The 25,694-nt window shown below is 46.8% G+C and carries 26 protein-coding genes; 3 read left to right on the forward strand and 23 right to left on the reverse strand.

The features are described 5' to 3' along the window. Positions 1–158: 158 nt before the first annotated feature. The 15 genes from AC6ESP_RS08945 to ilvB form a co-directional block, all read right to left on the reverse strand. Positions 159–404, reverse strand: a complete 246-nt coding sequence (locus tag AC6ESP_RS08945; protein WP_497096370.1) for a YolD-like family protein — start codon at positions 402–404, stop codon at positions 159–161. 188 nt (positions 405–592) lie between these two features. Further along, positions 593–1,249: a bacillithiol biosynthesis deacetylase BshB2 gene (bshB2, locus tag AC6ESP_RS08950; RefSeq protein ID WP_497096371.1), complete on the reverse strand. Its 657-nt coding sequence runs from the start codon at positions 1,247–1,249 to the stop codon at positions 593–595. Positions 1,250–1,274: 25 nt separating this feature from the next. Beyond that, complete coding sequence (locus AC6ESP_RS08955; RefSeq protein WP_497096372.1) at positions 1,275–1,619, reverse strand: YojF family protein; 345 nt, start codon at positions 1,617–1,619, stop codon at positions 1,275–1,277. Between the two features lie 115 nt (positions 1,620–1,734). After that, a complete protein-coding gene (locus AC6ESP_RS08960; protein WP_497096373.1) occupies positions 1,735–3,243 on the reverse strand; it encodes a leucyl aminopeptidase in 1,509 nt (502 codons plus the stop codon). A 67-nt stretch (positions 3,244–3,310) separates the two neighbouring features. After that, the gene (locus tag AC6ESP_RS08965) at positions 3,311–4,690 is read right to left on the reverse strand and encodes an ATP-binding protein (RefSeq protein ID WP_497096374.1); all 1,380 of its coding nucleotides are present in this window, start codon (positions 4,688–4,690) and stop codon (positions 3,311–3,313) included. Positions 4,691–4,949: 259 nt separating this feature from the next. After that, positions 4,950–6,263, reverse strand: a complete 1,314-nt coding sequence (locus AC6ESP_RS08970) for an anti-sigma factor domain-containing protein (protein WP_497096375.1) — start codon at positions 6,261–6,263, stop codon at positions 4,950–4,952. Continuing rightward, on the reverse strand, positions 6,260–7,084 hold the full coding sequence (gene sigI / locus AC6ESP_RS08975) for an RNA polymerase sigma factor SigI (protein WP_497096376.1): 825 nt from the start codon (positions 7,082–7,084) through the stop codon (positions 6,260–6,262). Before sigI ends, AC6ESP_RS08970 begins: the two co-directional genes overlap by 4 nt. A gap of 118 nt (positions 7,085–7,202) precedes the next feature. Continuing rightward, on the reverse strand, positions 7,203–7,619 hold the full coding sequence (locus tag AC6ESP_RS08980) for a hypothetical protein (RefSeq protein WP_497096377.1): 417 nt from the start codon (positions 7,617–7,619) through the stop codon (positions 7,203–7,205). Positions 7,620–7,815: 196 nt separating this feature from the next. Continuing rightward, entirely contained in the window at positions 7,816–8,364 is a 549-nt protein-coding gene (locus AC6ESP_RS08985; protein ID WP_497096378.1) for a peroxiredoxin, read from the reverse strand. A 131-nt stretch (positions 8,365–8,495) separates the two neighbouring features. Further along, positions 8,496–9,575: a 3-isopropylmalate dehydrogenase gene (gene leuB, locus AC6ESP_RS08990; protein ID WP_497096379.1), complete on the reverse strand. Its 1,080-nt coding sequence runs from the start codon at positions 9,573–9,575 to the stop codon at positions 8,496–8,498. A 139-nt stretch (positions 9,576–9,714) separates the two neighbouring features. Further along, entirely contained in the window at positions 9,715–10,116 is a 402-nt protein-coding gene (locus AC6ESP_RS08995; RefSeq protein ID WP_497096380.1) for a secondary thiamine-phosphate synthase enzyme YjbQ, read from the reverse strand. Positions 10,117–10,265: 149 nt separating this feature from the next. Beyond that, positions 10,266–11,810, reverse strand: coding sequence for a 2-isopropylmalate synthase (locus AC6ESP_RS09000; RefSeq protein WP_497096381.1), 1,545 nt, complete (start codon positions 11,808–11,810; stop codon positions 10,266–10,268). A gap of 168 nt (positions 11,811–11,978) precedes the next feature. Beyond that, positions 11,979–12,971, reverse strand: a complete 993-nt coding sequence (ilvC, locus tag AC6ESP_RS09005; RefSeq protein WP_497096382.1) for a ketol-acid reductoisomerase — start codon at positions 12,969–12,971, stop codon at positions 11,979–11,981. A gap of 134 nt (positions 12,972–13,105) precedes the next feature. Then, positions 13,106–13,588 (reverse strand): acetolactate synthase small subunit, encoded by a 483-nt coding sequence (gene ilvN, locus AC6ESP_RS09010; protein ID WP_497096383.1) that lies wholly within the window; start codon positions 13,586–13,588, stop codon positions 13,106–13,108. Continuing rightward, positions 13,585–15,330, reverse strand: a complete 1,746-nt coding sequence (gene ilvB / locus AC6ESP_RS09015) for a biosynthetic-type acetolactate synthase large subunit (RefSeq protein WP_497096384.1) — start codon at positions 15,328–15,330, stop codon at positions 13,585–13,587. The genes ilvN and ilvB overlap by 4 nt, the downstream gene beginning before the upstream one ends. 510 nt (positions 15,331–15,840) lie before the next feature. Here ilvB and AC6ESP_RS09020 point away from each other — a divergent pair. Then, positions 15,841–16,302: a GNAT family N-acetyltransferase gene (locus AC6ESP_RS09020; RefSeq protein WP_497096385.1), complete on the forward strand. Its 462-nt coding sequence runs from the start codon at positions 15,841–15,843 to the stop codon at positions 16,300–16,302. A 25-nt stretch (positions 16,303–16,327) separates the two neighbouring features. On the opposite strand, the gene AC6ESP_RS09025 is transcribed toward AC6ESP_RS09020, so the two are convergent. After that, entirely contained in the window at positions 16,328–16,717 is a 390-nt protein-coding gene (locus AC6ESP_RS09025; protein WP_497096386.1) for a hypothetical protein, read from the reverse strand. 372 nt (positions 16,718–17,089) lie between these two features. Between AC6ESP_RS09025 and AC6ESP_RS09030 the strand changes: the two genes are divergently transcribed. Then, positions 17,090–17,752 carry a DUF559 domain-containing protein gene (locus tag AC6ESP_RS09030; RefSeq protein WP_497096387.1) on the forward strand — a complete coding sequence of 221 codons (663 nt, stop codon included), beginning with the start codon at positions 17,090–17,092 and terminating at the stop codon, positions 17,750–17,752. 1,095 nt (positions 17,753–18,847) lie between these two features. Here the strand turns inward: AC6ESP_RS09030 and rplT are convergent. The 5 genes from rplT to AC6ESP_RS09055 form a co-directional block, all read right to left on the reverse strand. Beyond that, the gene (rplT, locus tag AC6ESP_RS09035; RefSeq protein WP_497096388.1) at positions 18,848–19,207 is read right to left on the reverse strand and encodes a 50S ribosomal protein L20; all 360 of its coding nucleotides are present in this window, start codon (positions 19,205–19,207) and stop codon (positions 18,848–18,850) included. 51 nt (positions 19,208–19,258) lie between these two features. Next, entirely contained in the window at positions 19,259–19,459 is a 201-nt protein-coding gene (gene rpmI / locus AC6ESP_RS09040; protein ID WP_497096389.1) for a 50S ribosomal protein L35, read from the reverse strand. 20 nt (positions 19,460–19,479) lie between these two features. Then, positions 19,480–20,049 (reverse strand): translation initiation factor IF-3, encoded by a 570-nt coding sequence (gene infC, locus AC6ESP_RS09045; RefSeq protein ID WP_497096390.1) that lies wholly within the window; start codon positions 20,047–20,049, stop codon positions 19,480–19,482. 230 nt (positions 20,050–20,279) lie between these two features. Then, on the reverse strand, positions 20,280–21,518 hold the full coding sequence (locus tag AC6ESP_RS09050) for a glycosyltransferase family 2 protein (protein ID WP_497096391.1): 1,239 nt from the start codon (positions 21,516–21,518) through the stop codon (positions 20,280–20,282). A 312-nt stretch (positions 21,519–21,830) separates the two neighbouring features. Then, complete coding sequence (locus AC6ESP_RS09055; protein ID WP_497096392.1) at positions 21,831–23,054, reverse strand: glycosyltransferase family 4 protein; 1,224 nt, start codon at positions 23,052–23,054, stop codon at positions 21,831–21,833. A gap of 238 nt (positions 23,055–23,292) precedes the next feature. On the opposite strand from AC6ESP_RS09055, the gene AC6ESP_RS09060 reads away from it, so the two are divergent. After that, complete coding sequence (locus AC6ESP_RS09060; RefSeq protein ID WP_497096393.1) at positions 23,293–23,850, forward strand: phosphatase PAP2 family protein; 558 nt, start codon at positions 23,293–23,295, stop codon at positions 23,848–23,850. Here AC6ESP_RS09060 and trmB read toward each other — a convergent pair. Both trmB and sdaAA read right to left on the reverse strand, forming a co-directional pair. Then, the gene (gene trmB, locus AC6ESP_RS09065) at positions 23,847–24,623 is read right to left on the reverse strand and encodes a tRNA (guanosine(46)-N7)-methyltransferase TrmB (protein WP_497096394.1); all 777 of its coding nucleotides are present in this window, start codon (positions 24,621–24,623) and stop codon (positions 23,847–23,849) included. The genes AC6ESP_RS09060 and trmB overlap by 4 nt on opposite strands. A gap of 150 nt (positions 24,624–24,773) precedes the next feature. Continuing rightward, positions 24,774–25,649 carry an L-serine ammonia-lyase, iron-sulfur-dependent, subunit alpha gene (gene sdaAA / locus AC6ESP_RS09070; protein WP_497096395.1) on the reverse strand — a complete coding sequence of 292 codons (876 nt, stop codon included), beginning with the start codon at positions 25,647–25,649 and terminating at the stop codon, positions 24,774–24,776. Positions 25,650–25,694 lie beyond the last annotated feature (45 nt).

Consider the following 25,694-nt stretch of genomic DNA (forward strand, 5'->3'; position numbering starts at 1 on the left):
ATCATAATACATACAGTTTATACTGTCAAGTCGGAGACTCCAAGCAGTTGTTCCCCGCTGCAACTTAACTGTAACTATTTCTATTACTGTAATGATATTATACACAGTTCACTGTTGTCAAGTTCAATGAATGAGTCCAAAAAAAATAGCCCCCAGCATTAATCGCGGGGACTATCTATTCTCATAATATCCATGAACGGCACCTTCACAACTTCTGCCTCATGCTCTACGTGCACAAGCCTTGTTCGAGAGTCCATCTTCGTGATTCTGCCACGCACCCGCTCTTCCCAGTTCCAGACGGTCAGCAGCAGCTCCGAGCCTTCCTGATACGCTTCTACCAGCCTCTCTCCCATTTCTTCCATTTGAAACTCGTCCCTCGTAGGCCTTTTCGGTCCTTTTGCCAATCCTTCCACCCCCTTGCCCTATTTGCTTATCCTGCCCTTACCTTTGCTAGACTTGACCGTACATCGAACGACACAACTCGTGTAAGTGTACTATATGCTGCTTACACACGTAAAGGTTTTCTAGCTGGGAACAATCTATCGATAAAGAAAGCCAGGCACACAACAGTGCACCTGGCTTATTCCGTTAATTATTCGAACTTATACGTATAGAACCGTTCCGTTCCGAACCGTTCTTCAATCTGCTTGTCGTCCAGCTTGACTCCACCAAGCATCTGATCGAGCTGGAATTGCGATTTATGAGCTGCAATCGTCGCCATCTTTTGCTGAAGATACGGAATGATGGGTACACGTACATCTGGCATGCCTAGATCCTCGACTGTGTTTTTGGCGAAAGCCATTGCGAGCACGACAGGACGGCGTTCTTGCGGCAGATGCTTGATCGTCCGAGTAACAGCAGCCCCCGTAGCATCATGATCTGGATGGACGCCATACCCTGGATAGAAGGTGAACACAAGCGTTGGCTCCAGCTCTTCAATTAAGGCAAGGATCACACTGTCCAGCTTGTCCTGATCCTCGAACTCAATCGTTTTATCGTGAAAGCCCAGCAGCCGTAAATCCTGCAAACCAATAGCTTGGCAAGAGGCTTCCAGCTCCTTCTTGCGAATGGCGGGGAGAGTGATTCTCGTAGCAAAAGGCGGGACTCCCATATTTCTGCCCATCTCACCAAGGGTCAAGCATGCGTAGGTGACCTGAGCCCCTTCGCTTATATATTTGGCCAAAGTACCGGACAAGCCGAAAGCTTCATCATCCGGATGCGGCAATACAACTAGTATACGTTGCTTCATCTATAATCACCTCTCGTGTCTTTTCTTAGAAAGGCGTCCGGCTTAACTGCAATGCCACTACGAGCTTGCCTTGAGCATCATGGCCCGCCATTATCAGTCTTTCCGAATCGCTCTCTTCCCAGTGGGTTAGACCTTCTGAATAGATCCAGCCGTTCGTCGCCTTCAATCCAACACGATAGGGACCTTGTCCAGAGATCGTTCCTGTCGAATATTGAATAACTGCGTTCGTAATGAACGTTGCTGCCGGATGCTTGGTACTATCATGATGAGCGGCATAGGCACCTGTCGTCATTTCAAGATGGATATAGAGATCCTCGCCTACAAGGCTGTTAATTCGATACTGAACCTGTGATTGATCGATGATTCGCATGTTTACCTCCGTCTATGACCATATGAAATCATTCATCTATGCAGCAACACGTGCACATAACTCTATCATACGCCCAATTAAGATAAAAATATATCCGCACTTTTTCGCACGATTATTAGGAATTGTTCGTTACTAGCTCTACAAGCGTACGTACCATAACACCGGTTGCGCCCTTCGGCTCCCAGCCGCGGCTTCTATCAAGGAATGCCGTTCCAGCAATGTCCAGATGGATCCAAGGCAGCTCCTCGGCAAAAGCCCCAACGAATAAGCCACCAGTAATCGTACCGGCATAACGGCCGCCAGAGTTTTTCAGATCAGCCGCATCGCTTCGAAGCATTTTTTTATACTCCGGATACGCCGGGAAATGCCATACTCTCTCACCAGTACGCTCTGTCACTTCGTTAAGCTGTGCGAGCAAGCTGGAGTTGTTCGTTACAACGCCTGTCGCTTCTGTACCAAGAGCAGCAACCACAGCGCCTGTTAATGTCGCGACATCAACCAGCTTCGTAGCACCGCGGCGAATAGCAGTAGTTAAGCCATCGCCCAGTACAAGCCTGCCTTCTGCATCGGTATTTACGATCTCGACTGTCGTACCATTCATCATCTTGATGACATCCCCAGGCTTGAATGCGCGATCGGATGGCATATTCTCAGCAGTAGGAATAACGGCAATGACATTAACCGCTGGCTTCATCTCACCAATAATACGCATAGCTCCGAATACAGCTGCTGCTCCGCCCATATCAGAAATCATATTCTGCATTCCTTCCGCTCGCTTGAGAGAAATACCACCAGTATCGAATGTTACACCTTTGCCGATAATGCCCCATGTTTCCTCAACATCAGGCGCCCCTTTATAGTGAAGCACAATCATCCGGGGCAGATTCACGCTGCCTTGACCCACACTGAGCAGTCCGCCCATGCCTTGTTCAGCAGCTCCCCATTCATCGATAACCTCGATATCAAGATCATACTCACGCGCCAGATCCTCAGCCTGAGTAGCCAGCGCTTCCGGAATAAGCTTATTGCCTGGCTGGTTCGTCAAGTCACGAGCAGCAATAACGCCTTGGGCGAATAAGTTGCCGCGTGTAATCCCTTTATTCCAAGCCTCTGAAGCTGCTTCTGAGCCAGAAGCTGCTACGAAAGATACATGTGTAAGTGCGTAACGCTGCTTCGGATTACGCAGCTCTGGGATACGGTCATAGACAGCCAGACGCAATCCCTCTGTCAGTGCCTGTGCTGCTTGCTCCGCGCTGTACGCAGTCGTTTCCGCTATGATAGCTTCAGGCAGCCTGATTTGAGCCGTAAGCGCCTTAATGCTCTTCAATGCTGAAGCTGCTGCCGCTGCCGCATATCGCAAGCTGTTAATACCGCCTTCTTCGTCATAACCAACGAATATGACATGCCCTGCGGAATGGAGGCCTAATGTTGCTATAACCTCTGTCTGCTCCGGCTCAGCTGTGAATAACCCTTTGGCAGATAAGCCTCTTACCGCTTCATCAATTTGTGGATGAATCCACTCTGCTGATAGCTCCTCTTTAAGCTCCTTCGCACTAATCAACCTTACAATAGCATCTGCAGAGCCTGCTGCTGAAGCAGCCTCATATGTGAAATGTACACTCATCTTTATCCAATTCCTCTCTTCCTCACAACAACAAATAAATCGGGGTTAATACCCCGATTTTAATCTTTTATTCAACTAATGGCAAATAGATCACGAAAGACGTACCTATTCCGTCCACACTATCCACTTGGATTGATCCTCCATGATTGCGGATAATCCGGTAGCTGACCGACAATCCAAGGCCTGTGCCAGCCTCCTTGGTCGTGAAGAACGGATCGAATAATCTTGCAAGGGTACCCTTATCCATTCCTTTGCCATTATCTTTAATCGTAATTTCTGCATACTGACCGTCAGAGCGCATAATCAGATCAATTCGTCCGCTGCGTTCACCCTGCAGCTCTTCAATAGCATCCAGTGAGTTTTTCACTATATTCAATATGACCTGCTTAATCTGCTTCACATCTATCGACACCATTAACTTTGAATCATTATCGTAAGATTCCATCTGAATCTGACAATTCCTCATTAAAGCTTCACTCTCTGTGAATAGAACAACCTCTTGAATGAGCCGATGAATAGACACTGACTTCTTCATTGGAGCGGAAGGCTTGGACGAATTCAGAAATTCATAAATAATGTCATTGGCTCGATCAATCTCAGCCAGAATAATCCGTGCGTATTCTTCCTTGCCAAGCTGCAGCAAATAGGGACGAAGCAGCTGAATGAATCCACGAATAGAGGTCAGCGGATTACGTATTTCATGTGCAATCGCCGCTGCAATTCGGCCTAGCATTGCTAGCTTGTCATTTTGCAGAGCCGTCTGTTCAATCTGCTTGTACTCCGATACATCCTTGACACTAATGAGAAAATCGCCATCAAGCTCATCGCCATATGTAACCGTGACCAGCAGATGCTTGCCATCTTTATCCTGAAATTCATAATAACCGCTGCGTCTTAAGAATAATTCCTTGTATAGCCTTAGAACAACTCGCTTCGTTACAGGACTAAGCTGCCGATGAAGCAAAATTTCCTTTAGACTGCACCCGACTAACGTCTTACGAGGTATATCAAGCAGCTTCGCCATTTTGACATTAATGAAAGATAAAATACCGTCACTATCAAACAATGCTATGCCGCTGTCCATATGCTGCAGAACATTTTCATATTTGTTTTTAACCATTTCGAAGGATCGATTCGAGCGAAACAGCATCTCGCGCATTTCTGTAAACTTCTGTTCTGTTGTTTTGTCTGACACGGTTTGGAACCGATAGGAAACCATTACCTCAATCAAAAAAATAAAAGAACGGTTATACAGCTTAATAACATCCTCAGATTCGACATTGGCCACCAAGGTGTGCATGCATTCCTCATGGATTACGATCAGTTCTTCAGGGTGAATGCCATTTAACTCTTCTCCGAGCTCCGATGCTTTGAATAGGGATATTTCCTTACCACTGCGAATATATTCGGCAAGCACCGGGAAATAGCGCTTTCGAATGGCTTGCATGATTAACCCCCCCGGCAGCAACTATGGACATTGACATGATTTAACTTAATCATAGGAGTTATTGGCAATACCTGTCAATCGGAGACTTTGTCGAAGCATGCTAGGTTTTCAGGAGAGAACGAGACTAATGACCTAGCCTCATCTCAACAGCAATAATGCGCCATATACAGCAAAAAGGTCCAATCGTCGCCTATTATCTTCTTTTTCAAGAATCCAATAGGGCTTAACGTCCGCCCTTATCCTACTTCTATTCATTACTTTAGTCGTTGTTATTACGGTTATTTTTAATTTCGTTTTGTTTATTATTGTCATTATTGTTTTTATCTTTGTCATTATTTTTCTGCTTATCATTATTTTTTTCTTTATCTTCCTCCTCATCTTTCTGTGTTGCTTTTTGATTATTATTGTTTTTGTTGCTTTCTTTATTGCTGGAATTCCAATTGGTATTCTTCTTATCCTTGTTCTTGTCGTCGTCGTCGTCTTCGTCATCCTCATCATCGTCGTCGCGGTCGTGGTTGTTGTCTTTATCCTTGTTCCATATGTGGTTTTTATCCTTCCAATAACCCTCATACCTGCCAGGCTCATTAGTCTGCTTAGGCTTATTAGAGCTTTTCGGATTAGCGGCATCCTTCTTACCCAGGCCCGGAGTCGGCTGAGGCTTGATTACAGCTGCAGGCTTCTCGTTCGGTGTCGCTTGTGCAGGAGGCTTCACTGCTGCTTCTTTGACTGGCTTTGCCGTTGCATTCGCAGCCTTCTTCTCATTCTTTTCCTTCTGCACCAATTCCTTCAGCTTCTCCTTGCTGGAGTTCTCCGACTTCTCAACAATCGTCTGCACGCCGCCGATCGATTGTGTCACCTTGTCTATGGATTGCTCGCGAAGGTTATCCAGCTCAATATCATATCCTTCATCCTTCGCTATTAAATACACCGCCATCTTACCGGAAGATACACCACTAGCTGATGCCGCTTCCCTCAGCTCTGTTGGAATAGATAGAGTCGTAACATTAGCGGTCAGCTCCGTCGTTAACTGCTTAAGCGTCAATTGGATAGCCTGATCTATTTGATCCGATATTACTGCTTCGAAGTCTGAGGAAATCTGCTCATTAAGCAGCAAGCTGGTAATGACAATATCTTTGTCCGGTTCATCAAGGTAATGGGAATCCGCGAGATTCTTCATTAGCGCTGCCGTCACCTTTTCCAATGATTGACCTTCGTAATCCAGTCCCGCAATAATCGCCTCACCATCCTCGTTCAGCGCCTGCAGCTCCCTAACGAGCTTGTTCTGGTCGACACCTATCTCGATGCTTGGATTAATATCCATGCTAACGTATGCGACTACTGGATGGTCCTTGCTCTGTACTAGCATGAAGATAGGCAATATGAACAGGAGAATCGCCGCTGCCGCACCCGCATACCAGAGCTTAGGCCTGCTTCTCTCTGTGAGGACGGAATCGAACCGAATCTCTTCCCCAACCTGCATATTCCCTTTAAGCGGGACCTTTACGAATCCGCCGTCCGCAGTCATGACTACAGCTTCTTTTTTTCCAACTTGCATAACGACTCCACGATTCATAATCCCGCCTCCTTACCTTCTTCACTTAGCTGTGGGGTGATGTTCAAATAATCAAGTAAAAACGGATATGTACCATTCAAAATAATAGATACCGCAATAATGTATTTTCGATTGCGCTCAACCGTCTTGCGTGACACTTCGCATCTTTCAGTCAGCTCTTTGACCGGCAGCTTGCCGCTCATTCGCAGCTGCTCGAACAGCTTAACATCATTTGCCAGTGTCTCGGCCATCCCAAGCAGCATCCTTCTTGAGTCTGCATGCTTAGGAGAGTTATCCGCCAACTCGTTGAACGATATGCCGAACTGCTCTAATTCTTTGCTGTATTCCCCAATCTCCAATCGCCTATCTTCCGCAGCTCTTTCCTTGTCATAAGCCAGAAGCGCCTGCTTCGTTTCGATTGGATTGTAGACCTGTTCTTCTTCGTCCTGCAAGTCATATGCGCTGTAAGGAACAGACTGCGTATGCCGCTGTTCTTTGCGTACATAATCAATGAGACGTCTTCGTATAACCGTTTCAGCGAAGCCTAGAAAAGACCTGCCGGATTCGGAGGAAAATTGGTTAATCGCTTCGTTAAATGCCATCAGTGCAATACTGAATTCATCATCTCTGGAAGGATCTATATATCGTTTGGAAAACCTGCTAGTCACCTTCGTGATATAGGGCTTGTAATCTGAAATAAACTTCTCCCGCAGCAGCTCGTCGCCGTGCATAATCCGTTCTACGATTTGTTCGGGAGCTAATGTCTGTTCATTCTTGGCAGCTTTGGCCGAAGTCGTCTTCCGCAAAAACCGTTTGAACAATAAGAGTAACAACTGCTCCACCTCTCTATGTATATGTTTCGGTCGTCCTTATCTGCTTCAGGGGGTGTGATGCAATTATTCTGAGAAAAATGAAAAAGCCTCCAAATCGGAGGCTTAATTTTTAAATGTAAACTAAAAATTAGACAGAAGTTCTCCGTTGCTTGAGCTTAATACGTCTACCGCTTAAGATGGCAAGTCGCTTCTTCAGCTCATCCTGCCACATCGTATCCCCTATTTGATTCGCAAAGCTTAGCAGATCTAGTGAAATATCAATCTGGCTTAGGACAACCTCCATTGGATCTTCATTCTCGTGATTCACACAATTCTCAAACAAAGCCTTGCCTTCCTGCTCAACATACTCCTGAAAATCAACTTCAGCGGCGCCGTCTCCGTGTGCGTATTCTGCTAATATTTCATACTCATTCTCAACAAGATAATGAATCTCCACACGATGGCATACCGGACAGAACATAATAGGAACATTATGAATATGTGTTCGGAAATGCTTCAAAGTACCTTTCGTACCAATCATACTAGCTCCACAGCAAAAACTCATCGACGACTACCCCCTTCATTGCTTGCCAGCAGCCAGCAAACATGGTCCGTTTGAAATAACTTATTCGTCCTTAACCCCTACAATTCCTGCTTGACGAAGAGAAATGCACTCCTTATTCTTATCGCTCTTGTAGGTTAAAACAAACAAAGCCCGTACCGATAGTCGGCACGGGCTCTTGTTTTTCATTCAATTAAGCTTACTTCGCAACCAGATTTTGTTGACCTGGCTTCCAGTTCATTGGGCACAGACCACCGGATTGAAGTGCTTGCAATACGCGAAGCGTTTCGTCAACGCTGCGACCTACATCGTTATGGTTAACGACTTGGTATTTCACTTCGCCTTCTGGATCGATGATGTACAAGCCGCGAAGTGCAACGCCTTCTTCTTCGATCAGAACGCCGTAATCACGAGCAACGCTCTTCGTGATGTCAGCAGCAAGTGGGAAGCTCAATTGGCCAAGACCGTTATCATTAACCGGCGTGTTAATCCATGCGCGGTGGCTATGTTTACTGTCTACGCTAACGCCAAGAACTTCAGTGTTAAGCGCTTTGAAGGAATCAGCAGCCAAGCTGAGTGCTGTAATTTCAGTAGGGCATACGAATGTGAAATCTAGTGGATAGAAGAAGAATACCAGCCATTTGCCTTTGTAGTCGGACAGGGATGCTGTTCCAAAATCTTTACCATCACCAGTTGCTGTTTCCATTGTGAAATCTGGAGCCGGACGGCCTACCAAACGCTCTGCCATAATAAAAACCTCCTTGACCTATTCATCATATATTTTTTGTCACTTTATTTCTGTGACTCACTTGATAAATATTATCACTAGGCTGTAATAAAGTCAATATTATAATAGATATTTTTTTATAATTATTATAATTAAGCTTTCATAGCAGCAACGATCAGATCGCCCATTGCAGTTGTACCAATCGCTGTGCTCTTATCAACAGCAATATCGCTAGTACGGTTACCTGCATCAAGAACTTGCTTAACTGCATCTTCGATCGATTGAGCTGCTTCATGGTAACCGAATGTCAGACGGAACATAAGCGCCACAGACAAGATTGTAGCAATTGGGTTCGAGATGCCTTGTCCAGCAATGTCAGGTGCAGAGCCGTGTACCGGCTCGTACAAGCCGAAGCTTCCTTCACCAAGTGATGCAGATGACAGCATACCAATAGAGCCTGTCAGCATAGCCGCTTCATCACTTAGGATGTCTCCGAACATGTTCTCTGTTACGATTACGTCGAAGCTTGACGGACGACGAAGCAATTGCATAGCACAGTTGTCAACAAGTACATGCTCGAGCTCAACCTCTGGGTATTCAGGAGCAATCTTGTTAACTACTTCACGCCACAGACGGGATGTTTCGAGAACGTTGGCTTTATCAACAGACGCAAGGCGTTTGCTGCGTGTCATAGCAATCTCGAATGCTTGACGAACGATGCGCTCGATCTCTTGTACGTTATATACGCAAGTATCTACTGCTTCTACGCCTTGAGCGCCTTCACGACGGAATTTCTCACCGAAATAAATACCGCCTGTCAGCTCACGCACAACGATCAGATCTGTGCCTTCGAGCACTTCTGGCTTGAGCGTCGAAGCTTCTTTCAAGCAGTCAAATACAGTAGCCGGACGGATGTTGGAGAATAGGCCTAGCTCTTTGCGAATGCCGAGCAATCCTGTTTCTGGACGAAGCTCTTTGGAGTTGTTGTCCCACTTCGGCCCGCCAACTGCGCCAAGCAATACAGCGTCAGCACCTTTACAGAGATCAAGCGTTTCTTGCGGCAAAGGCGTACCTTTCTCGTCGATTGCGATACCACCGAACAAGCCGTGCTCCGTTTCGAATTGGTAGCCGAACAGTTCTTCTGTCTTCTTCAATACTTTAAGTGCTTCGCCTACTACCTCTGGACCGATACCGTCACCGGCGATTACCGCGATTTTTTTAACGTCTGCCATAATAATTTGTACACTCCCTTATTTGAGCTCATTTTAGCTATTCTCACACTATTATCATTTGTACCACATTTCAGCTTCTAAGACAAAGATATAAAATCTATCATCTTTATAGGAAATGCTTATAAATGATCATTTCCTTCTACCCTTTAAGCAGTTTCACATGATATTGCCGTGTTCTCGGTCCATCGAAGTCGCAGAAATAGATACCCTGCCATCTTCCGAGCAGCAGCTTGCCTCCGCTAATAATGATCGTCTGGCTTGTCCCAGTCGTTAATGCTTTTAAGTGGGACGATGTATTCCCCTCGGCATGACGGTACTTCGGATGCTCCCAAGGGTATACCTCATTCAGCCGCATCAGAATATCATGCTTCACATCAGGATCAGCATTCTCCTGGATGGTAATCCCTGCTGTCGTATGTGGACAATAGACAACGGCTAGCCCTTCCCCCACCCCTTCACGGGCAACGATGGCCGCCACTTGCCTTGTAATATCAACCATTTCATCTCTTCTGGACGTCCGCAGCGTTTCGGTGAACAACATGATCATTCCTCCTTACAATCAATAAAAAAAGCCCAGAAGGGCTTGTTCGCAGCTCGTGCGGAGCACAAAGAGAAACGGCTAACCCTTCACTCATCTCTGCAGTTGCATTGCTCCTGTGGCGAACAATCCCTAATGGACTTTTAAGTAAGTTAAATCAAGCTCATTTTGTCGCGGCGTCCCGGTGTTTTGCGCTTCTCAATCAACCGATTAAGTGCATCAATATATGCGCGAGCGCTCGCTTCAAGAATATCCGTGCTCAGGCCGCGGCCTTGTGCGGACACCTCATTTTGCTTCAGCACAACATGCACTTCACCAAGCGCGTCTTTCCCCTGCGATACAGACTTGATTGAATAATCCTCAAGCTCTACCGCTTCTTCCGTCACTTTATCAATCGCATTGTAGATCGCATCAACGGAACCGTTGCCGACAGCGGTCTCTTCACGAACGTCACCCTCTGTTAAGCGAATACGTACGGTTGCGTTAGGCGTTGACTGATTGCCATAGTTCACTTGAATTGTCTCAAGTGTGAATACTTCTGGCGTATCGATCAGCGTATCGATCAGCATAGCGCGGATATCCTCGTCTGTTACTGTCTTCTTGCGGTCAGCTAAGTCTTTGAACTTAGCGAACGCAGCATTAACAGACTCCTCTTCCAGCTCATAGCCCAGATCGATAAGCTTCTCACGGAACGCATGACGTCCAGAGTGCTTGCCAAGCACCAGCAGAGATTCCTTCAAGCCGATCGTATCCGGAGAAATAATCTCATACGTCGTTTTCTCCTTCAGCATACCGTCTTGATGAATGCCGGATTCATGTGCGAACGCATTCGCACCGACAATCGCCTTGTTGCCTGGCACGACCATACCAGTCAGTTTGCTGACCAGACGGCTTGTTTTGGCAATTTCCTTCAAGTTGAGCGTCGTCTTCGCACCGAAGAAGTCCGCACGTGTCTCAAGGGCAAGAGCGATCTCTTCAAGAGCTGTATTACCAGCGCGTTCGCCAATTCCGTTAATCGTGCCTTCAATCTGATCAGCACCATTGAGAATTGCGGCCAGCGCGTTAGCAGTTGCCATACCAAGATCGTTATGGCAGTGCGCGCTTAGCTGAATCGTCTCGATATTCGGTACGTTTTCTTTGAGTGTCTTGAAAATGTTCCCGAACTCCTGCGGATACAGATAACCGACTGTATCTGGAATATTAACGACCGTTGCTCCAGCACGAATCGCCATATCCGTTACTTGGCACAAGAAATCAAGCTCTGTACGTCCAGCATCCTCTGGGGAGAACTCGACCTTGTCGAAATACTGCTTCGCATAACGAATCGAGCGTTCTGCTGTCTCTAGAACCTGATCCTTCTCCATCCGAAGCTTATGCTTGCGGTGAATCGGACTTGTTGCTAGAAATAAATGAATGCACGGATCCTGTGCTCCTTGCAGAGCTTCACGAACAGCATCAATATCCTGCTCACGAGAGCGGGACAGGCCGATAACTGTAGCGTTCTTAACGGCACGAGCAACTGCGTTAACCGCTGCCAGATCGCCTGGTGATGCCGCAGGGAAGCCGGCCTCCATGCGATCGACTCCAAGCTTCTCGAGCTGGAGCGCGATTTCCACCTTTTCCTTTGTGTTTAAGTTAACGCCAGGAGATTGCTCCCCATCACGCAATGTTGTGTCGAAAATATAAATTTTCCGCATTTATGCCTTACACCTCCGGGAACAAAATGATCCCGGGACTCGCGAAGAAGCATGAGGATATCGTCTCATATCTACATACTCCTTCTACGAACCGGGATATCGTTCATCTACAGTCTATTTCGTTACATCGCCATTATGTCCAATTGAACAATAATTCCAGCGACTACCTTATTTTTTGATCCAGTGCATCAATTCGCGAAGTTGTTTTCCCGTTTGCTCGATTGGGTGAGCTGCTTCGTTACGGCGAGTAGCTGTAAGCATAGCACGGTTGGATTGGTTCTCCAAGATGAAGTCGCGAGCGAAACGGCCGGATTGGATATCTTCCAGAACGCGTTTCATTTCTTTTTTCGTTTCTTCTGTAACGATACGTGGACCAGTTACATAGTCGCCGTATTCAGCTGTGTTGGAGATAGAATCGCGCATCGAGGAGATGCCGCCTTCATACATCATGTCAACGATCAGCTTAAGCTCGTGCAAGCACTCGAAGTATGCCATTTCTGGAGCATAACCAGCTTCAACAAGCGTTTCGAAACCAGCTTTAACAAGTGCAGAAGCACCGCCGCATAGTACAGCTTGCTCACCGAACAAATCTGTTTCTGTTTCTTCTTTGAAGGAAGTTTCGATAACTCCAGCACGCGTACAGCCGATACCTTTTGCATAAGCAAGACCAATTGCTTTTGCATTGCCAGTTGCATCTTGCTCGATTGCGATCAAGCCTGGTACGCCAAAGCCTTCTTGGTACGTACGGCGAACCATGTGACCAGGAGATTTAGGAGCAACCAAGAATACGTCTGTATCTTTGTTAGGTACGATTTGGCCGTAGTGAATGTTGAAGCCGTGAGAGAACATTAGAGCCGCGCCTTTTTTGAGGTTTGGTTCGATTTCTTCGTTATATACTTTCGCTTGTGTTTCGTCAGGAAGAAGGATTTGAACAACGTCAGCAATTTTAGTAGCTTCAGCAACTGTCAGAACTTCAAAGCCGTCTTTCTTAGCTACGTCTGCAGATTTACCTGGACGAAGTCCGATTACTACTTTCAGACCGCTGTCACGAAGGTTTTGCGCTTGCGCGTGACCTTGGCTGCCGTAACCGATTACTGCGATTGTTTTACCTTGAAGTAAGTTCTGATCTGCGTCTTTTTCATAGTACATTGTAACTGCCATTTTAATAATTGCCTCCTTTGATTTAACCCTTTTGAACGGGTGTTTAAGTAGAGAATAGCTGCAAATACGCTTCTCCCCTTAAACTCCCGCTCAAAGCGGGATCTTAAAAATGTAAATGAATGATTGGCTAACGACTACTTGTTGCCCCGAGTTAGAGCAGTAACACCTGTTCTTGATAGTTCACGAATACCGTAAGGCTTAAGCAGCTCTACCATAGCGTCGATTTTTTCCGTATCTCCAACAACTTGTACCATAAGAGAATGAGTGCCAATATCGACCACCGCTGCGCGGAAAGTCTCGACAACTCCGAGAATTTCCGGGCGCGATGATGGCTCTGCGCTTACTTTAATAAGCGCAAGCTCACGTGCTACCATTGGATTCGAGCTGAGATCAATAACTTTGATAACATCAATCAGCTTGTACAGCTGTTTAGTAACCTGCTCGAGCGTATGATCATCGCCACTAGTGACGATAACCATACGGGACAAGCCCTGCTCTTCGCTGGTACCTACTGTAATACTCTCGATATTAAAGCCGCGGCGTCCGAACAAGCCAGATACGCGTTGTAGAACGCCGGGCTGATCGTTAACGATTACTGCGATCGTGTGTTTTTTCATTCCGCATCCCCCATGATCATTTCGTCGATCGTACTTCCTTGCGCTACCATCGGGTACACGTTCTCCCCTTTGCGAACAACGAATTCAACGACCGCAGGACCCGGATGGCGAAGCGCTTCTTCCCAAGCAGCTGCAGCTTCCTCTTTATTGGAAGCACGGAACCCTTTTACCCCATAAGCTTCTGCAAGCTTAACGAAGTCGGGACTGCCGGCAAGATCAATGTGGCTGAAACGGTTATCATAGATAAGCTCCTGCCATTGACGAACCATACCAAGTACTTGGTTATTAATGATAGCAACCTTAACTGGTATGTTGTTAATTGCACAAATCGCAAGCTCCTGCGCGCACATCTGCATGCCGCCATCACCATTGATCGATACGACAACCCGATCCGGGTTAGCCATCTGTGCACCAATCGCTGAAGGGAAACCGAAGCCCATCGTACCAAGGCCGCCGGATGTTACCCATGAGCGTGGTTTGTTGAATTTGTAATACTGAGCAGCCCACATCTGGTGCTGGCCTACGTCAGTCGTAACGATAGCATCACCGTTCGTCGTTTCGTGAATCATCTCAATAACCCACTGCGGCTTGAGCTCAACGTCCGAATCCTGGTAGCTGAACGGATATTTTGCCTTGGACTCTTGAAGCTGCTGGCGCCATTCATCCGCTTTATCCGCACGCTTCGCTTGTTGATTCACAAGCTGGAGAACGGTCTTCACATCGCCAACAATCGGAATGTCTGTCGGAACGTTCTTGCCGATTTCCGCAGGGTCGATATCGATATGAACGATCTTCGCATGCGGTGCGAATCCAGCAAGCTTGCCTGTTACCCGGTCATCGAAGCGTGCTCCGATGTTAATGAGCAGATCCGCGCTTTGAATCGATTTGTTCGCTGTGTAAGTGCCGTGCATACCTGGCATTCCCAGCCACAGATCATTGCCGCTTGGGTAAGCTCCCAGTCCGAGCAATGTCGTCGTGATTGGAATTTCTGTCTTCGTTACAAATTCGAGCAGCTCTTCATGTCCGCCCGAGTATACAACCCCGCCGCCTGCAAGAATGAGCGGACGTGAGGATTGCTCAATGGCTTTAATCAGGCGATCTACTTGCAGCTTATTAGGCGATACAGTAGGATTGTAGCCGCGAATGCTAACTTCTGTCACCGGCTTGAACAATGTTTTGTTCGCTGAAATATCTTTCGGTATATCAATCAATACTGGACCTTTGCGTCCGGTATTTGCAATATGGAACGCTTCGTGAATAATTCTTGGCAGATCCTCTACATCGCGAACCAAGTAGCTATGCTTCGTGATTGGCATCGTAATGCCTGTGATGTCCGCTTCTTGGAAAGCGTCACTGCCGATCAAGCTGGAAATAACGTTACCTGTGATAACAACTAAAGGTACGGAATCCATATACGCTGTGGCGATACCCGTTACAAGATTAGTCGCGCCCGGTCCGGATGTAGCGATACATACGCCGACTTTGCCGCTTGCACGCGCATAGCCATCAGCTGCGTGAATCGCTCCCTGTTCGTGACGAGTAAGAACATGATTGAAATCGGAGAACCCGTGCATCGCGTCGTAAATGTACAACACCGCACCGCCAGGATAGCCAAATACGCATTCCACACCTTCTAACACCAAACTACGAAGTAAAATTTCGGAACCTGTAATTACTTCAGGCTTCCTCAGCTTTTCCATTAACTCTTCTTTTGACTTCAGTGTTGCACCTTGCGTGACCATCAGTCATCCTCCTCTCGAAAACAACAAAAAAACCTTCCGCCCCTCTTACTCCGAACTAAATCGAAGCGTCGAGGGACGAAAGGTTATTAATCTTCCGTGGTACCACCCAAATTCGTTATACATTTTGCAATGTATAACCTCCACAGGTAAGAACGTGTGCGCACAGAGCGTCCATACCTTTGGCACTTTAACGCATGCCGTGCGATTCCCCCTAATGCGCAACTACCGTTGCTTTTCAGGGAAACAGCTCCGAGGTGAGCTCGTAAAAAGGGATTCTGGCGACGGTTGCAGCAAGTCCGTCTGCTCTCTGAACAAAAGAGCCCTTAACACTTCGTCCTCATCATTGCCGATTGCTTTATTAAATAAGACTTTCCTTATTATATGCCGCGATGTTCGGTTCGTCAAGAACAATAGTCATTTGTAAAAAAGCTGCGGCGCATTCACAGCCCTTCACTCATATACTAGCTTAGCCCGCAATCGGCAAACTCATTCAGTCAGGAATGATAATTAATGATTAGAGAGCGCAACGCCAGAATCGATGACGCAGAAATTTTCCGATTAATCCAGACCGAGCTTATTCCATTCTCGCATACTGTTCATTCTAGCGATCCTCAGACGATCCGTGATCTGCCGAAGCGATTCCGAAGAGGAATGACTTATGTTGCAGCACCTGGAAAATCGAGCACGCCATTCGGATTCGTCCATTTTGAGGCTATGCAAGCGGTATTGTATGTCGATATGCTTGTCATACATCCTCAGCATCGCAACCGCAATTGGGCAAAAAAATTAATGGGGAGCTGTGAAGCTTACGGTATCGCACATCAATGCTTAGCTGCAAGATTGTTCGTAGATGAATCAAATCCGAAGGCGCATAATCTTTATACAAGACTCGGGTATGCTACGATCCATTATTATCCTGAGCTTCGCTGCTATGAGATGGTTAAGCCGCTTACTCCACCGTATACTCCTTAATCCTATACTTACAGCCTTCTAGCTATTAGTAGTAATTTCCATAGTTATAGCCTTGATTAGGACCATATTGATTATAGCCGCTGTCGTATCCGCCGCCGTAACCACCGCCATAGCCGCCACCATAACCACCGCCATAACCTTTACCGCAGCCGCCGCCACATCCGCCGCCACAGCCACAGCCACCAAAACCACCACCGAAGCCAAGTGTACCTATAGCAAGAAGATCAAATAATACAAGCGGCAGTATCGCTTTTGTCTGAACTTTTTTACCTTTATTTTTCTTGAGAGGTTCCAAGACTAGCTTGTTTTGACGTATTTGAACGAGCTTGCCTGTTACTACAGAGCCGTCTTTGCGTACCGCATACACGGACTTGCCAACTAGCTTCCGCACTTGCTCATTAGAAACTTTACTCATGATAAAATCCCTCCTTTCCCTTTGTCCTATAGAATATTCGAGAGAGAGAGATTATGTCTGTTTGTTTGTCCTTTGTGACGCGAATTGTACGTTAGCAAGGGGTATTGAACATACTCCCTGATTGTTACTATAATAGAATATATTGATTTTCAGGAGATTATCAGGAGTGAAGCACACCCTGACTGCAGCGAGCTATGCTCGTAGGCAGTCGGGGTGTTTTTTATTTTCTGGCTGAAGGGTTGGAGGTGGTTGTAGCAAGAAGCTTTGAATGCTAGACAGGTAAGCTATCAATAGATTTGCTATCGTTTTGTTGATGCGCCAGGGCTTGATTATCGTTCTAATAACACAATTAACATTTTTGGAGGTGACTAGATGCAACATCCTTTAGATAGGTTTGTGGACAATTTTGAACGTGAAGCTGCCATAAGCGGGAGTTATCGTAATAAGCTCGGAAAGATTGAACTGATCTTTTTGGAACGAGTATGGGGACCTGCATTCGAACACAGCTATGATGGTCTCCAAGCAGAACACCCCTTTCGTGATTATAAAGGGGGACAGCGATTTGCTGATTTCGTATATGTGAGGAATGGCGTGCGGTTAGTAATTGAGATTGATGGATTCACTACACATGCTAGGGATATTACACCTGGAGATTTCAATGACCATCTGTCGAGACAGAATGATCTGATTCTCTCGGGCTGGTTAGTGCTACGATTCTCAGCTTGGCAAGTCGAGCATCAACCTGAACGATGTCAGCGCCAGTTAATGCAAGCAATAGGTTACTGGTGGTCACGAGCCTACAGTACCGACAGCGGGAAACCAAATCAACTATGGGAAATTAAAAAGCAGTTAATTGTTCAAATGGCCATGCGCAGAGACGGTAAAATTAAACCCGATGAAGTCGCTCAGCACTTCGATATATCACCAAGAACTGCAATTAACTGGCTCCATAAATTGAGAGACGAAGGGATTCTCTGTTGTAATGCCGATGCCAAACGAGTCTCCTTTTACTCACTAACAAATTATGTGCGATGACCCGAGCCGCCCTTAAGTTAGCTAGCTCGTTAGCTCTAGTGACATCTTTTATTTCCTTAATGACTTTATTTCTTTCGTTTCGGCTCATTTAGCCTTATGTAGCATGAAAACCGCCCACTACTGCTTTTTATTCCTAGTACGGTAATCATGTTCTGCTCTTACTGTTATTTCTTCCTTATCGCATCAGTTGGTAGGAAGGCGTACTGCAATAGAGCAATAATTGATTTAGTTAAAGAACTTTTTGCATTAGTGGACGGATAGCGTAACGTTTGAGGGGGGAGCAGATTGAGAACTGTCCGGCTGAGGTGGATGATTCCGAAGACATAATGGTTGGCAACTCACGTTTGAGTTCGCGCAGCAGCTAGATGTGATTCTAATTTGCTCTTTGTCCAAAGCTTCTCTCTTCAAAATCTCTTTAAGTCATTTTTTTCTTTCCTTAATGACTTTATTTCTTTCGTTTGGGCTTCATTTAGCCTTTCGTAGCACGAAAACCACCCACTACTGCTTTTTATTCCTAGTACGGTAATCATGTTCTGCTCTTACTGTTATTTCTTCCTTATCGCATCAGTTGGTAGAAATCTGTACAGCAATAGAGCAATAATTGATTTAGTTAAAGAACTTTTTGCATTAGCGGACGGATAGCGTAACGTTTGAGGGGGAGTTGCTGGGAACGGTCGGGCAGAGGTCGATGATTCGAAGGCATTGTGGTTGACGACTCACATGGTCGTTAGTGGAGCGTCACACAAGCAACAGTCAGCTTGCTTCAAGTTCAGTTCAAGTTCAATTCAAATCCAGTCCAAGTTCAGTTCAGTCCAACCCAGCACAGCGCATCCAATCCTGTCCACTGTCCATCCCAGTAAAAAGGAGATCCTTCCGCTGCAATACCCTTCCCATTGCTTCAGCAGCCCTGCAGCATGCTATCAGACTCTCGCAGTGACGCATTCACACAGTGACGCGATATCACTATTGAACTCGTCTGACAGCGTCACAGAGGCTCCCAGGCAGCCTGCAGACGCACCGGCTTCCGTCAACAGAATGCAAAAAGAGGCTGTCCCAAATGGGACAGCCTCTATCTATAAACGCATCGGAAAATTCCTAAGCGTTGATTTTTTCTTTTGCAACGCCTGCAAGGGAGTTGAACGAGTTGATGTCGTTAACAGCCAGGTCAGCAAGCATTTTACGGTTAACTTCAACGCCTGCAAGTTTCAAGCCGTGCATGAATTTGTTGTAAGACAAACCATTCAAACGAGCTGCTGCATTGATACGAACGATCCACAGTCTGCGGAAGTCACGTTTTTTGTTGCGACGGTCACGGTAAGCGTACATAAGGGACTTACCAACTTGCTCCTTCGCTGTTTTAAACAGGCGATGCTTCGAACCAAAATAACCTTTTGCTAGCTTTAAAATTCTTTTCCGACGACGAGTACGGACAAATCCGCCTTTAACTCTTGCCATTAGTGGAAACCTCCTGTAGGTTGTATTTGCTTAATTATAATTGTCGAACGATTATTTCAAGTTTCCAAGACCTTGTTGCAGACGGCGAACATCGCCAGCTGCCATAAGTGGTTGGCCAGCCAGAACGCGTTTTTGGCGTCCGGACTTGTGTGAAAGCAAGTGGTTACGGTAAGCTTTGTAACGTTTTACTTTACCAGTACCAGTAATTTTGAAACGGTCTTTCAGACTGCTGTGCGTTTTCATCTTAGGCATGTCAATTATCCTCCCTTAAATTAAGTGTTACTCTTCGGTGCCAAAATCATAATCATGCTCCGGCCTTCCAGCTTAGGAGCGCGTTCTACGCTGCATATTTCGGCAACCTCTTGTGCAAGGCGATCCAGAATCTTTTGTCCGATTGACGCATGTGCGATCTCACGGCCGCGGAAACGGACGGAAGCCTTAACTTTGTCACCCTCATTCAGAAACTTCACCACGTTGCGGAATTTCGTCTGGTAGTCATGCTCGTCAATGTTAGCACGGAACCATACTTCCTTGAGGTCAACAATCTTCTGGTTTTTGCGGGCTTCTTTTTCTTTCTTTTGTTGCTCATAGCGGAACTTGCCGTAATCCATAATCCGGCATACCGGCGGCTTAGCCGTCGGAGCGACGTTAACCAGATCCAGATTCAAGTCTATAGCTAGCTGCAGTGCATCACGAATCGACTTAATGCCGATTTGCTCGCCTTCCGCACCAACCAGGCGTACTTCTCTGGCCCGGATTTCATCGTTAATTTGATGTTCTCTGCTAATAACGTGCCACCTCCAAATTTGGATACTTTCATAAAATAAGGGATGCAGGTTCATTAGAACCCGCATCCCATAATCGTCCTGTCATGCTGCTCGCAGAATCTTCCGAGGAAGATCTCTCGATAGCCTAATCGATTATCGCGAACCAGTCAGCCCAGGCCGAAAGGTGAGAAGCGGGTGCTTCTGCTTGTGCGTTTAAATTGTATTCCCTAAACACTACCGACTTACTATATCATAATTAAAAACGCATTGTCAAACATAAATCACATATTATTGATGCGCTTGATTTACAGCTGCTTACCTTGTACCTCTTCAAGCCGAATCACACGTGTATGCTGCGTATGGCTCCAAGTTTTGTTGTTCTGAGTAAAGAATGCGTAGAAGGTTATCGGCAGCCAAGAAATTTGGAATACGACCATCGACAGCAGATGCGCGTACATTTTCTTCGACTTGATTCCTTCCAGAATCATTACGAGTGGGAACATAATGACTGTTGCTGCCATTGCTACGACGGGAATCCACCACGGGAGGAAGGAATAGATGGAGGTGAATGCATTATCTCCAGGCATTATTGAATCTCCCCAAATAATGAGCGTTCCCACAAAAGCAAGAAGCGTGTTGTATGCTGACATAGAGTACAGCGCAGCATCGAACTTAATGATATTGCGTTCTTTAATGCTGGCCCATAGAAGTGGGAAGAAGAAATGCCGGGCTACAGTGAAATGCCCTTGCATCCAGCGCAAGCGCTGACGTGCAGACGCTCTGAAGCTTACAGGCTTCTCATCATACACCTTCGCATCATAATTCAGCACGGGGTACACATTGCGCTTCACACAGCGCATGGAGAATTCAAGATCCTCTACAAGGCTCGTAGCTCCCCAGCCCATTTCTTTCATCAGCTTAGAATCGAAGCACATGCCCGTACCGCCGAGAAAGTTACTCATCTTCAGGTTTTTACGGGATAGCTGCCATAGACGGTTGCAATACCAGTAGGTAATCCCATAAGAAGCTGTTACCCATGAATCCGTCGGATTCTTGGTATCCAGATAGCCTTGAATAACCTGATGCCCTTCACACAAATCATCATTCATCAAGCTTAGGAAGTCGGTGTTGACCAAGTTGTCGGCGTCGAACATCACGATCGCGTCATATTCACGCGGCATAGCCCACAGCTCTTGGAGCATCCATTCGATCGCGTACCCTTTGCCCCGAAGCTCCGGATTGTGACGCTCACAAGCGATTGCACCATTCTTTCTTACAACATCAGCGGTATTGTCTGTACAGTTGTCGCAGATCACGAATACATCGTACATTTCTTTCGGATAATCCATTTTTTTAAGATTGTTAACTAATTCGCCTACAACTTTTTCCTCGTTATGAGCGGCTACGAGGATGGCAAACGTTTTTTGCGGCTTAGAAGATTTACTCGAGCTTTTCTTAACAATTCCGAACAAAGCTAGACCGAACTGATAAATCCCTACAAATGCCAAAAACAATTGTAGGCCAATCATTACAGCATTAACCATTGATTGTACTGCCCCCTTGAGACCCCTTTTTAATTGCCCGTGTAGCTTGTCGTTCTTGACCGAGAACTGACAATCAGGCTCTTTATTCATCTCTCTCTTGTTTGTATGCGGCGCTTCTTCTCTGTGTAAGCGTCCTGCGACCTTTTTGATTCTCCACACAATTGGACTTTTTGTCAAAACCCCAATTAAGCTACATATTGCTTAATCTTGCCGGAAAAGCGCTTGCATCATGGATGAATGATTGTGTTACCTCCTTTTGCGGCTATTCACCCTTATTTTCATCCATTTGCTGAGTTTTTAGCACTTCCGTCCTTACTTACGATAAAAGCTCTGATAATGTTTCTTTATTTGCCCTTTGGCATTGTGTCGAAAGAGTGAACGAACCGGCTCCGATTGCTCCTTACAGCTCGCAAGCAGCTCCTCGAATATAGCATCCCATGATTGGTGCAAGCTATCCTCTCGGGACTTCGCTCCCATCCTGCCACGAAGGCTTGCATCCTTATATAAAAGCTTAAGTGCCGCCAGAAATGAATCTGTATCGCCGGATCTGCACTGCATACCCGTCACACCATGCTTAATCAGGTTCGTTACGCCTCCTGTATCTGCCCCTATGACAGGCGTTCCGCATGCCATCGCTTCCAGCACAACATTGCCAAAGGTTTCCGTAGCTGAAGGAAATAAGAATACATCCGATGCTGCATACCACTTCTGAAGCTCCGGCATCATGCTGTATCCCACGAACCGTGATGGTATATCTTCACGCCTGCATCTCTCCTTGAGCGAATGAGCAGCAGGCCCTTCCCCTGCGAATACCATTACCGCCTTCGGACATACCGATTTCTGGAATGCGGCAAAAGCCTCAATTGCAATATCGACATTTTTCTCTGGCGCCAATCTTCCGACATAAAGCGCTACAAAGCTATCTTGTTCTATATCATGCTGCAGCAGCCATTCCTCCCTATTCACATCCGGGTGAAAGGCTGACGTATCTATCCCTCTGCTCCATACAGCCAATCGATCAGCATCCCAGCCCTTCTCCTTCAAATCTTCGAATGTGGATCTGGACGGAACATAAATCTTCCTACAATCCTGGTGGAACCATTCCATGTATCTCCCTAACATCTTTGCCATCCATTGCAAATTGTAAAACGGCAAATATTGATCAAAATGGGTGTGATACGATGCAACGAGCGGAATATTGTATTTTTTCGCATAATGAATGCCACATAAACCGAGGTTAAAGGGAGTAGCAACATGAATTAAGGTTGGACGAAAGTGATGAAGCTCTTCGCGGATATAGCTTGGATTAGGTAAGGCGAATCGACATTCGGGGTACAAAAAAAGAGGGAGACTAGCGATGCGTTCTACTGTACTTACGGTTAGGCTTTCCTGCTGGGCGACCTTGCCCGCCGAATCCGGCGCGAGAATTAAGCATTCGATTCCTTTTCGCTTCAAATAATCTGTCCAGCGGCCAAGCGTCCTTGCAACACCGTTCACATCGGGCTCATAGGTATCGGTAAAAAGTGCTAACCTCATGCTTCACCATCCCCTTATCCATCATTCTGCCACCTAAGCTGGCTTCATTGTAAGGGAGCTGTGTTAGCCCGAAATCAACGCTAAAATAAAATTTCATTAATAATTGTTTCATTAAAGACAATGATCTTCGTATAAATTTTAAATTTATACTTTGTTATTTTTAAACAAAAATAGGTCATTATCGTTTATAATGTTTCAGACCCAGAGCAAAAGCTCTCGAAGTTCGAGGAGGATACGGATGAGACGAATGATTGGATGGCTGAGAACCCGCGAGCAGCAGATGATCATCTGGGCGAATCGGCGACGGGAGCATAAGAGGCTGCATCGGTGGCTTGGGAAATGGCTGAGCACAGTAACCCATATGGGGGGAGCTACATTCACGCTCACAAGCTCGCTGCTCTATGCCTTGCTGGCACCGACACCTTGGAACGCACTCGGTTGGCATTGCTTCACTGCCGTCATTATTAGCCATTTTCCAGTATTCATTGCGAAAAGAAAGCTCAAAAGGCTGCGGCCCTATCAAAAGCTTGAAGGGCTGAATACGGGAAGGAAGCCCCTTGTGGACTCCTCTTTCCCGTCAGGACATACGACAGCGATATTCGCTTGGCTCATTCCGATAGTCGCTGCTAGCGGCGTCTGGATCGGCATCGTTCTGCCAGTCGCCCTATTCATTGGTTTATCGGTTGCTTGGTCGAGAATGTACCTAGGCCTGCATTACCCTTCAGATGTCGCCGCAGGCGCGCTTGTTGGTACTCTAAGCGCCCTTGCGGTTGAATACAGCTGGGTTACCGTTTAATTGGAGTCGTCGCTGCTGTCGCTAAGATCACTCTGATCGGCAGCAGCGGCTTCAGCCGCTTCCTTGAGCGCCTTGTCACGCTTGCCGGAGCGGTACTCCCGAAGTGCCGTCTCCCCAATAACGGCTTCCAGCCGGTAGATCGGCTGGCCCTTCTCCATAAACTTCATCTCATACTCTGTGAACACCAGATCCTCACGAGGCTCGTCCTTGTGCAGATGAAGTGATATATTACGCAATTGCAGCTCCATCTCCGCAAAGCTGTTCAATGAGAATTCGAACAGGGACTGCGAGTCCGTCTTGAAATGAATTTCCCCATGCTCGTTCAGCAGCTGGGCGTACTTCGCGAGGAATCGCGGATGCGTCAGCCTGCGGCGGGCATGTTTGCTTTTTGGCCAAGGATCGCTGAAGTTCAAATGGATACGCTGAATTTCTCCAGGCTCGAACATCTCTTCAATATTCTCAATATTCGCACGCAGCAGCGCTAGATTCGGCGGCTGCTCTACATCACGCTCTTGCCAGATGGCACGCGCCTTGTCACTTGCACGGCGAATCAGCTCATCATACATATCTACGCCAATATAATTAATATCCGGATTACGGAAGCTCATGTTGCTGATGAAACGACCTTTACCCATGCCCAGCTCCACATAAATCGGATTGTCGTTACCGAAGAACGCCTGCCATTTTCCTTTGAGCGGTGCTGCGTCCAGAACGACAAGCTCCGGCTGCCCCTGTAAATTTTCAAGTATTCCTTTTCTACCTCGTAAACGCATTTGTAAATCCTCCTAATGTATAAATACCTCTTCATCCACACGGTTAAGCTAGTCCCTATTGTGCCCAAGTTCAGCCCGCTTGTAAAGTGCGCAAGCACAAAAAGACACGCCGCATATGGCGGCGTGCCGTCTCTACAATTGCCTTAGCTCTTATTTCTTCCGCAGGCTGCTCATAATGGCTCTGCCAGTCGGAGTCTGGGCAAGACCACCGCCAGCAGTCTCGCGATGCTTCTCAGGCATGCTCGAGCCTACCTCCAGCATCACCTGAATGACCTCATCGGACGGAATGACGCTGCGCACACCAGCCAGTGCCATATCGGCAGCGGCGAGTGCGGTTACAGCTCCGAACCCATTGCGAACGATACAAGGAATCTCTACTAATCCGCCTACCGGATCACAGATCAGACCAAGCGTGTTCTTCAGGCCTAAGCCGACCGCATGCACCGCTTGGGCCGGTGTGCCTCCGCGAAGCTCAGTAAGCGCACCTGCCGCCATACCGATAGCTGAGCCTACTTCCGCTTGACAGCCGCCCTCTGCGCCCGATACGAAGGAATTGTTAGCAATGACATAGCCAATGGCGCCAGCAGCGAACAGGCCGTATACCATGTGCTCATCATCGAAGCCGAAGCGCTTCTGAATGCTGACGAACACACCGGGAATAATACCAGCCGAGCCTGCCGTCGGCGTAGCGATGATTCTGCCCATCGATGCATTGATCTCAGACACCGCTAGCGCATAGGCCATTGCTTCACCCGCCGCTTGTCCTAGATTCAATTCCTGCCCTTCACCAAATGCCATTACCCGCTGGGCATCACGACCAGTCAGACCGCTGCGCGATGTCGTGTCCTCTGTGAGTCCTTTCTCAACCGCTTCCTTCATTATGCGGTAATACTCCGCCATAGTAGCAAATTCCTCTTCAGCCGTCCGTCCTGATTCAAGACTCTGCTCCTCCAGCATCAGACGGCCGATCGTTATACCCTTTTCTGTGCTTAGGGACGCTAATTGCTCTAGGTTGCGAAAATTCATGACAGTCCCCTCCGTTCTTTGGCCAATTTTCAATTCCACTTTCGT

Source organism: Paenibacillus xinjiangensis (genome assembly GCF_059686975.1).

Excerpts from the sequence above, each read along its gene's own strand:
- ilvC (WP_497096382.1), bottom strand. The coding sequence starts at position 12,971 with ATGGCAGTTACAATGTACTATGAAAAAGACGCAGATCAGAACTTACTT.
- leuB (WP_497096379.1), bottom strand. The coding sequence starts at position 9,575 with ATGGCAGACGTTAAAAAAATCGCGGTAATCGCCGGTGACGGTATCGGT.
- bshB2 (WP_497096371.1), bottom strand. The coding sequence starts at position 1,249 with ATGAAGCAACGTATACTAGTTGTATTGCCGCATCCGGATGATGAAGCT.
- AC6ESP_RS08980 (WP_497096377.1), bottom strand. The coding sequence starts at position 7,619 with ATGAGTTTTTGCTGTGGAGCTAGTATGATTGGTACGAAAGGTACTTTG.
- AC6ESP_RS08985 (WP_497096378.1), bottom strand. The coding sequence starts at position 8,364 with ATGGCAGAGCGTTTGGTAGGCCGTCCGGCTCCAGATTTCACAATGGAA.
- AC6ESP_RS08955 (WP_497096372.1), bottom strand. The coding sequence starts at position 1,619 with ATGCGAATCATCGATCAATCACAGGTTCAGTATCGAATTAACAGCCTT.
- rpmI (WP_497096389.1), bottom strand. The coding sequence starts at position 19,459 with ATGCCTAAGATGAAAACGCACAGCAGTCTGAAAGACCGTTTCAAAATT.
- AC6ESP_RS09050 (WP_497096391.1), bottom strand. The coding sequence starts at position 21,518 with ATGGTTAATGCTGTAATGATTGGCCTACAATTGTTTTTGGCATTTGTA.
- AC6ESP_RS09020 (WP_497096385.1), top strand. The coding sequence starts at position 15,841 with ATGATTAGAGAGCGCAACGCCAGAATCGATGACGCAGAAATTTTCCGA.
- AC6ESP_RS08960 (WP_497096373.1), bottom strand. The coding sequence starts at position 3,243 with ATGAGTGTACATTTCACATATGAGGCTGCTTCAGCAGCAGGCTCTGCA.
- infC (WP_497096390.1), bottom strand. The coding sequence starts at position 20,049 with ATGAACCTGCATCCCTTATTTTATGAAAGTATCCAAATTTGGAGGTGG.
- ilvB (WP_497096384.1), bottom strand. The coding sequence starts at position 15,330 with ATGGTCACGCAAGGTGCAACACTGAAGTCAAAAGAAGAGTTAATGGAA.
- AC6ESP_RS09025 (WP_497096386.1), bottom strand. The coding sequence starts at position 16,717 with ATGAGTAAAGTTTCTAATGAGCAAGTGCGGAAGCTAGTTGGCAAGTCC.
- AC6ESP_RS09030 (WP_497096387.1), top strand. The coding sequence starts at position 17,090 with ATGCAACATCCTTTAGATAGGTTTGTGGACAATTTTGAACGTGAAGCT.
- sdaAA (WP_497096395.1), bottom strand. The coding sequence starts at position 25,649 with ATGAATTTTCGCAACCTAGAGCAATTAGCGTCCCTAAGCACAGAAAAG.
- ilvN (WP_497096383.1), bottom strand. The coding sequence starts at position 13,588 with ATGAAAAAACACACGATCGCAGTAATCGTTAACGATCAGCCCGGCGTT.
- AC6ESP_RS08970 (WP_497096375.1), bottom strand. The coding sequence starts at position 6,263 with ATGAATCGTGGAGTCGTTATGCAAGTTGGAAAAAAAGAAGCTGTAGTC.
- AC6ESP_RS09055 (WP_497096392.1), bottom strand. The coding sequence starts at position 23,054 with ATGAGGTTAGCACTTTTTACCGATACCTATGAGCCCGATGTGAACGGT.
- rplT (WP_497096388.1), bottom strand. The coding sequence starts at position 19,207 with ATGGCAAGAGTTAAAGGCGGATTTGTCCGTACTCGTCGTCGGAAAAGA.
- AC6ESP_RS08995 (WP_497096380.1), bottom strand. The coding sequence starts at position 10,116 with ATGTTGTTCACCGAAACGCTGCGGACGTCCAGAAGAGATGAAATGGTT.
- AC6ESP_RS08965 (WP_497096374.1), bottom strand. The coding sequence starts at position 4,690 with ATGCAAGCCATTCGAAAGCGCTATTTCCCGGTGCTTGCCGAATATATT.
- AC6ESP_RS09060 (WP_497096393.1), top strand. The coding sequence starts at position 23,293 with ATGAGACGAATGATTGGATGGCTGAGAACCCGCGAGCAGCAGATGATC.
- trmB (WP_497096394.1), bottom strand. The coding sequence starts at position 24,623 with ATGCGTTTACGAGGTAGAAAAGGAATACTTGAAAATTTACAGGGGCAG.
- AC6ESP_RS09000 (WP_497096381.1), bottom strand. The coding sequence starts at position 11,810 with ATGCGGAAAATTTATATTTTCGACACAACATTGCGTGATGGGGAGCAA.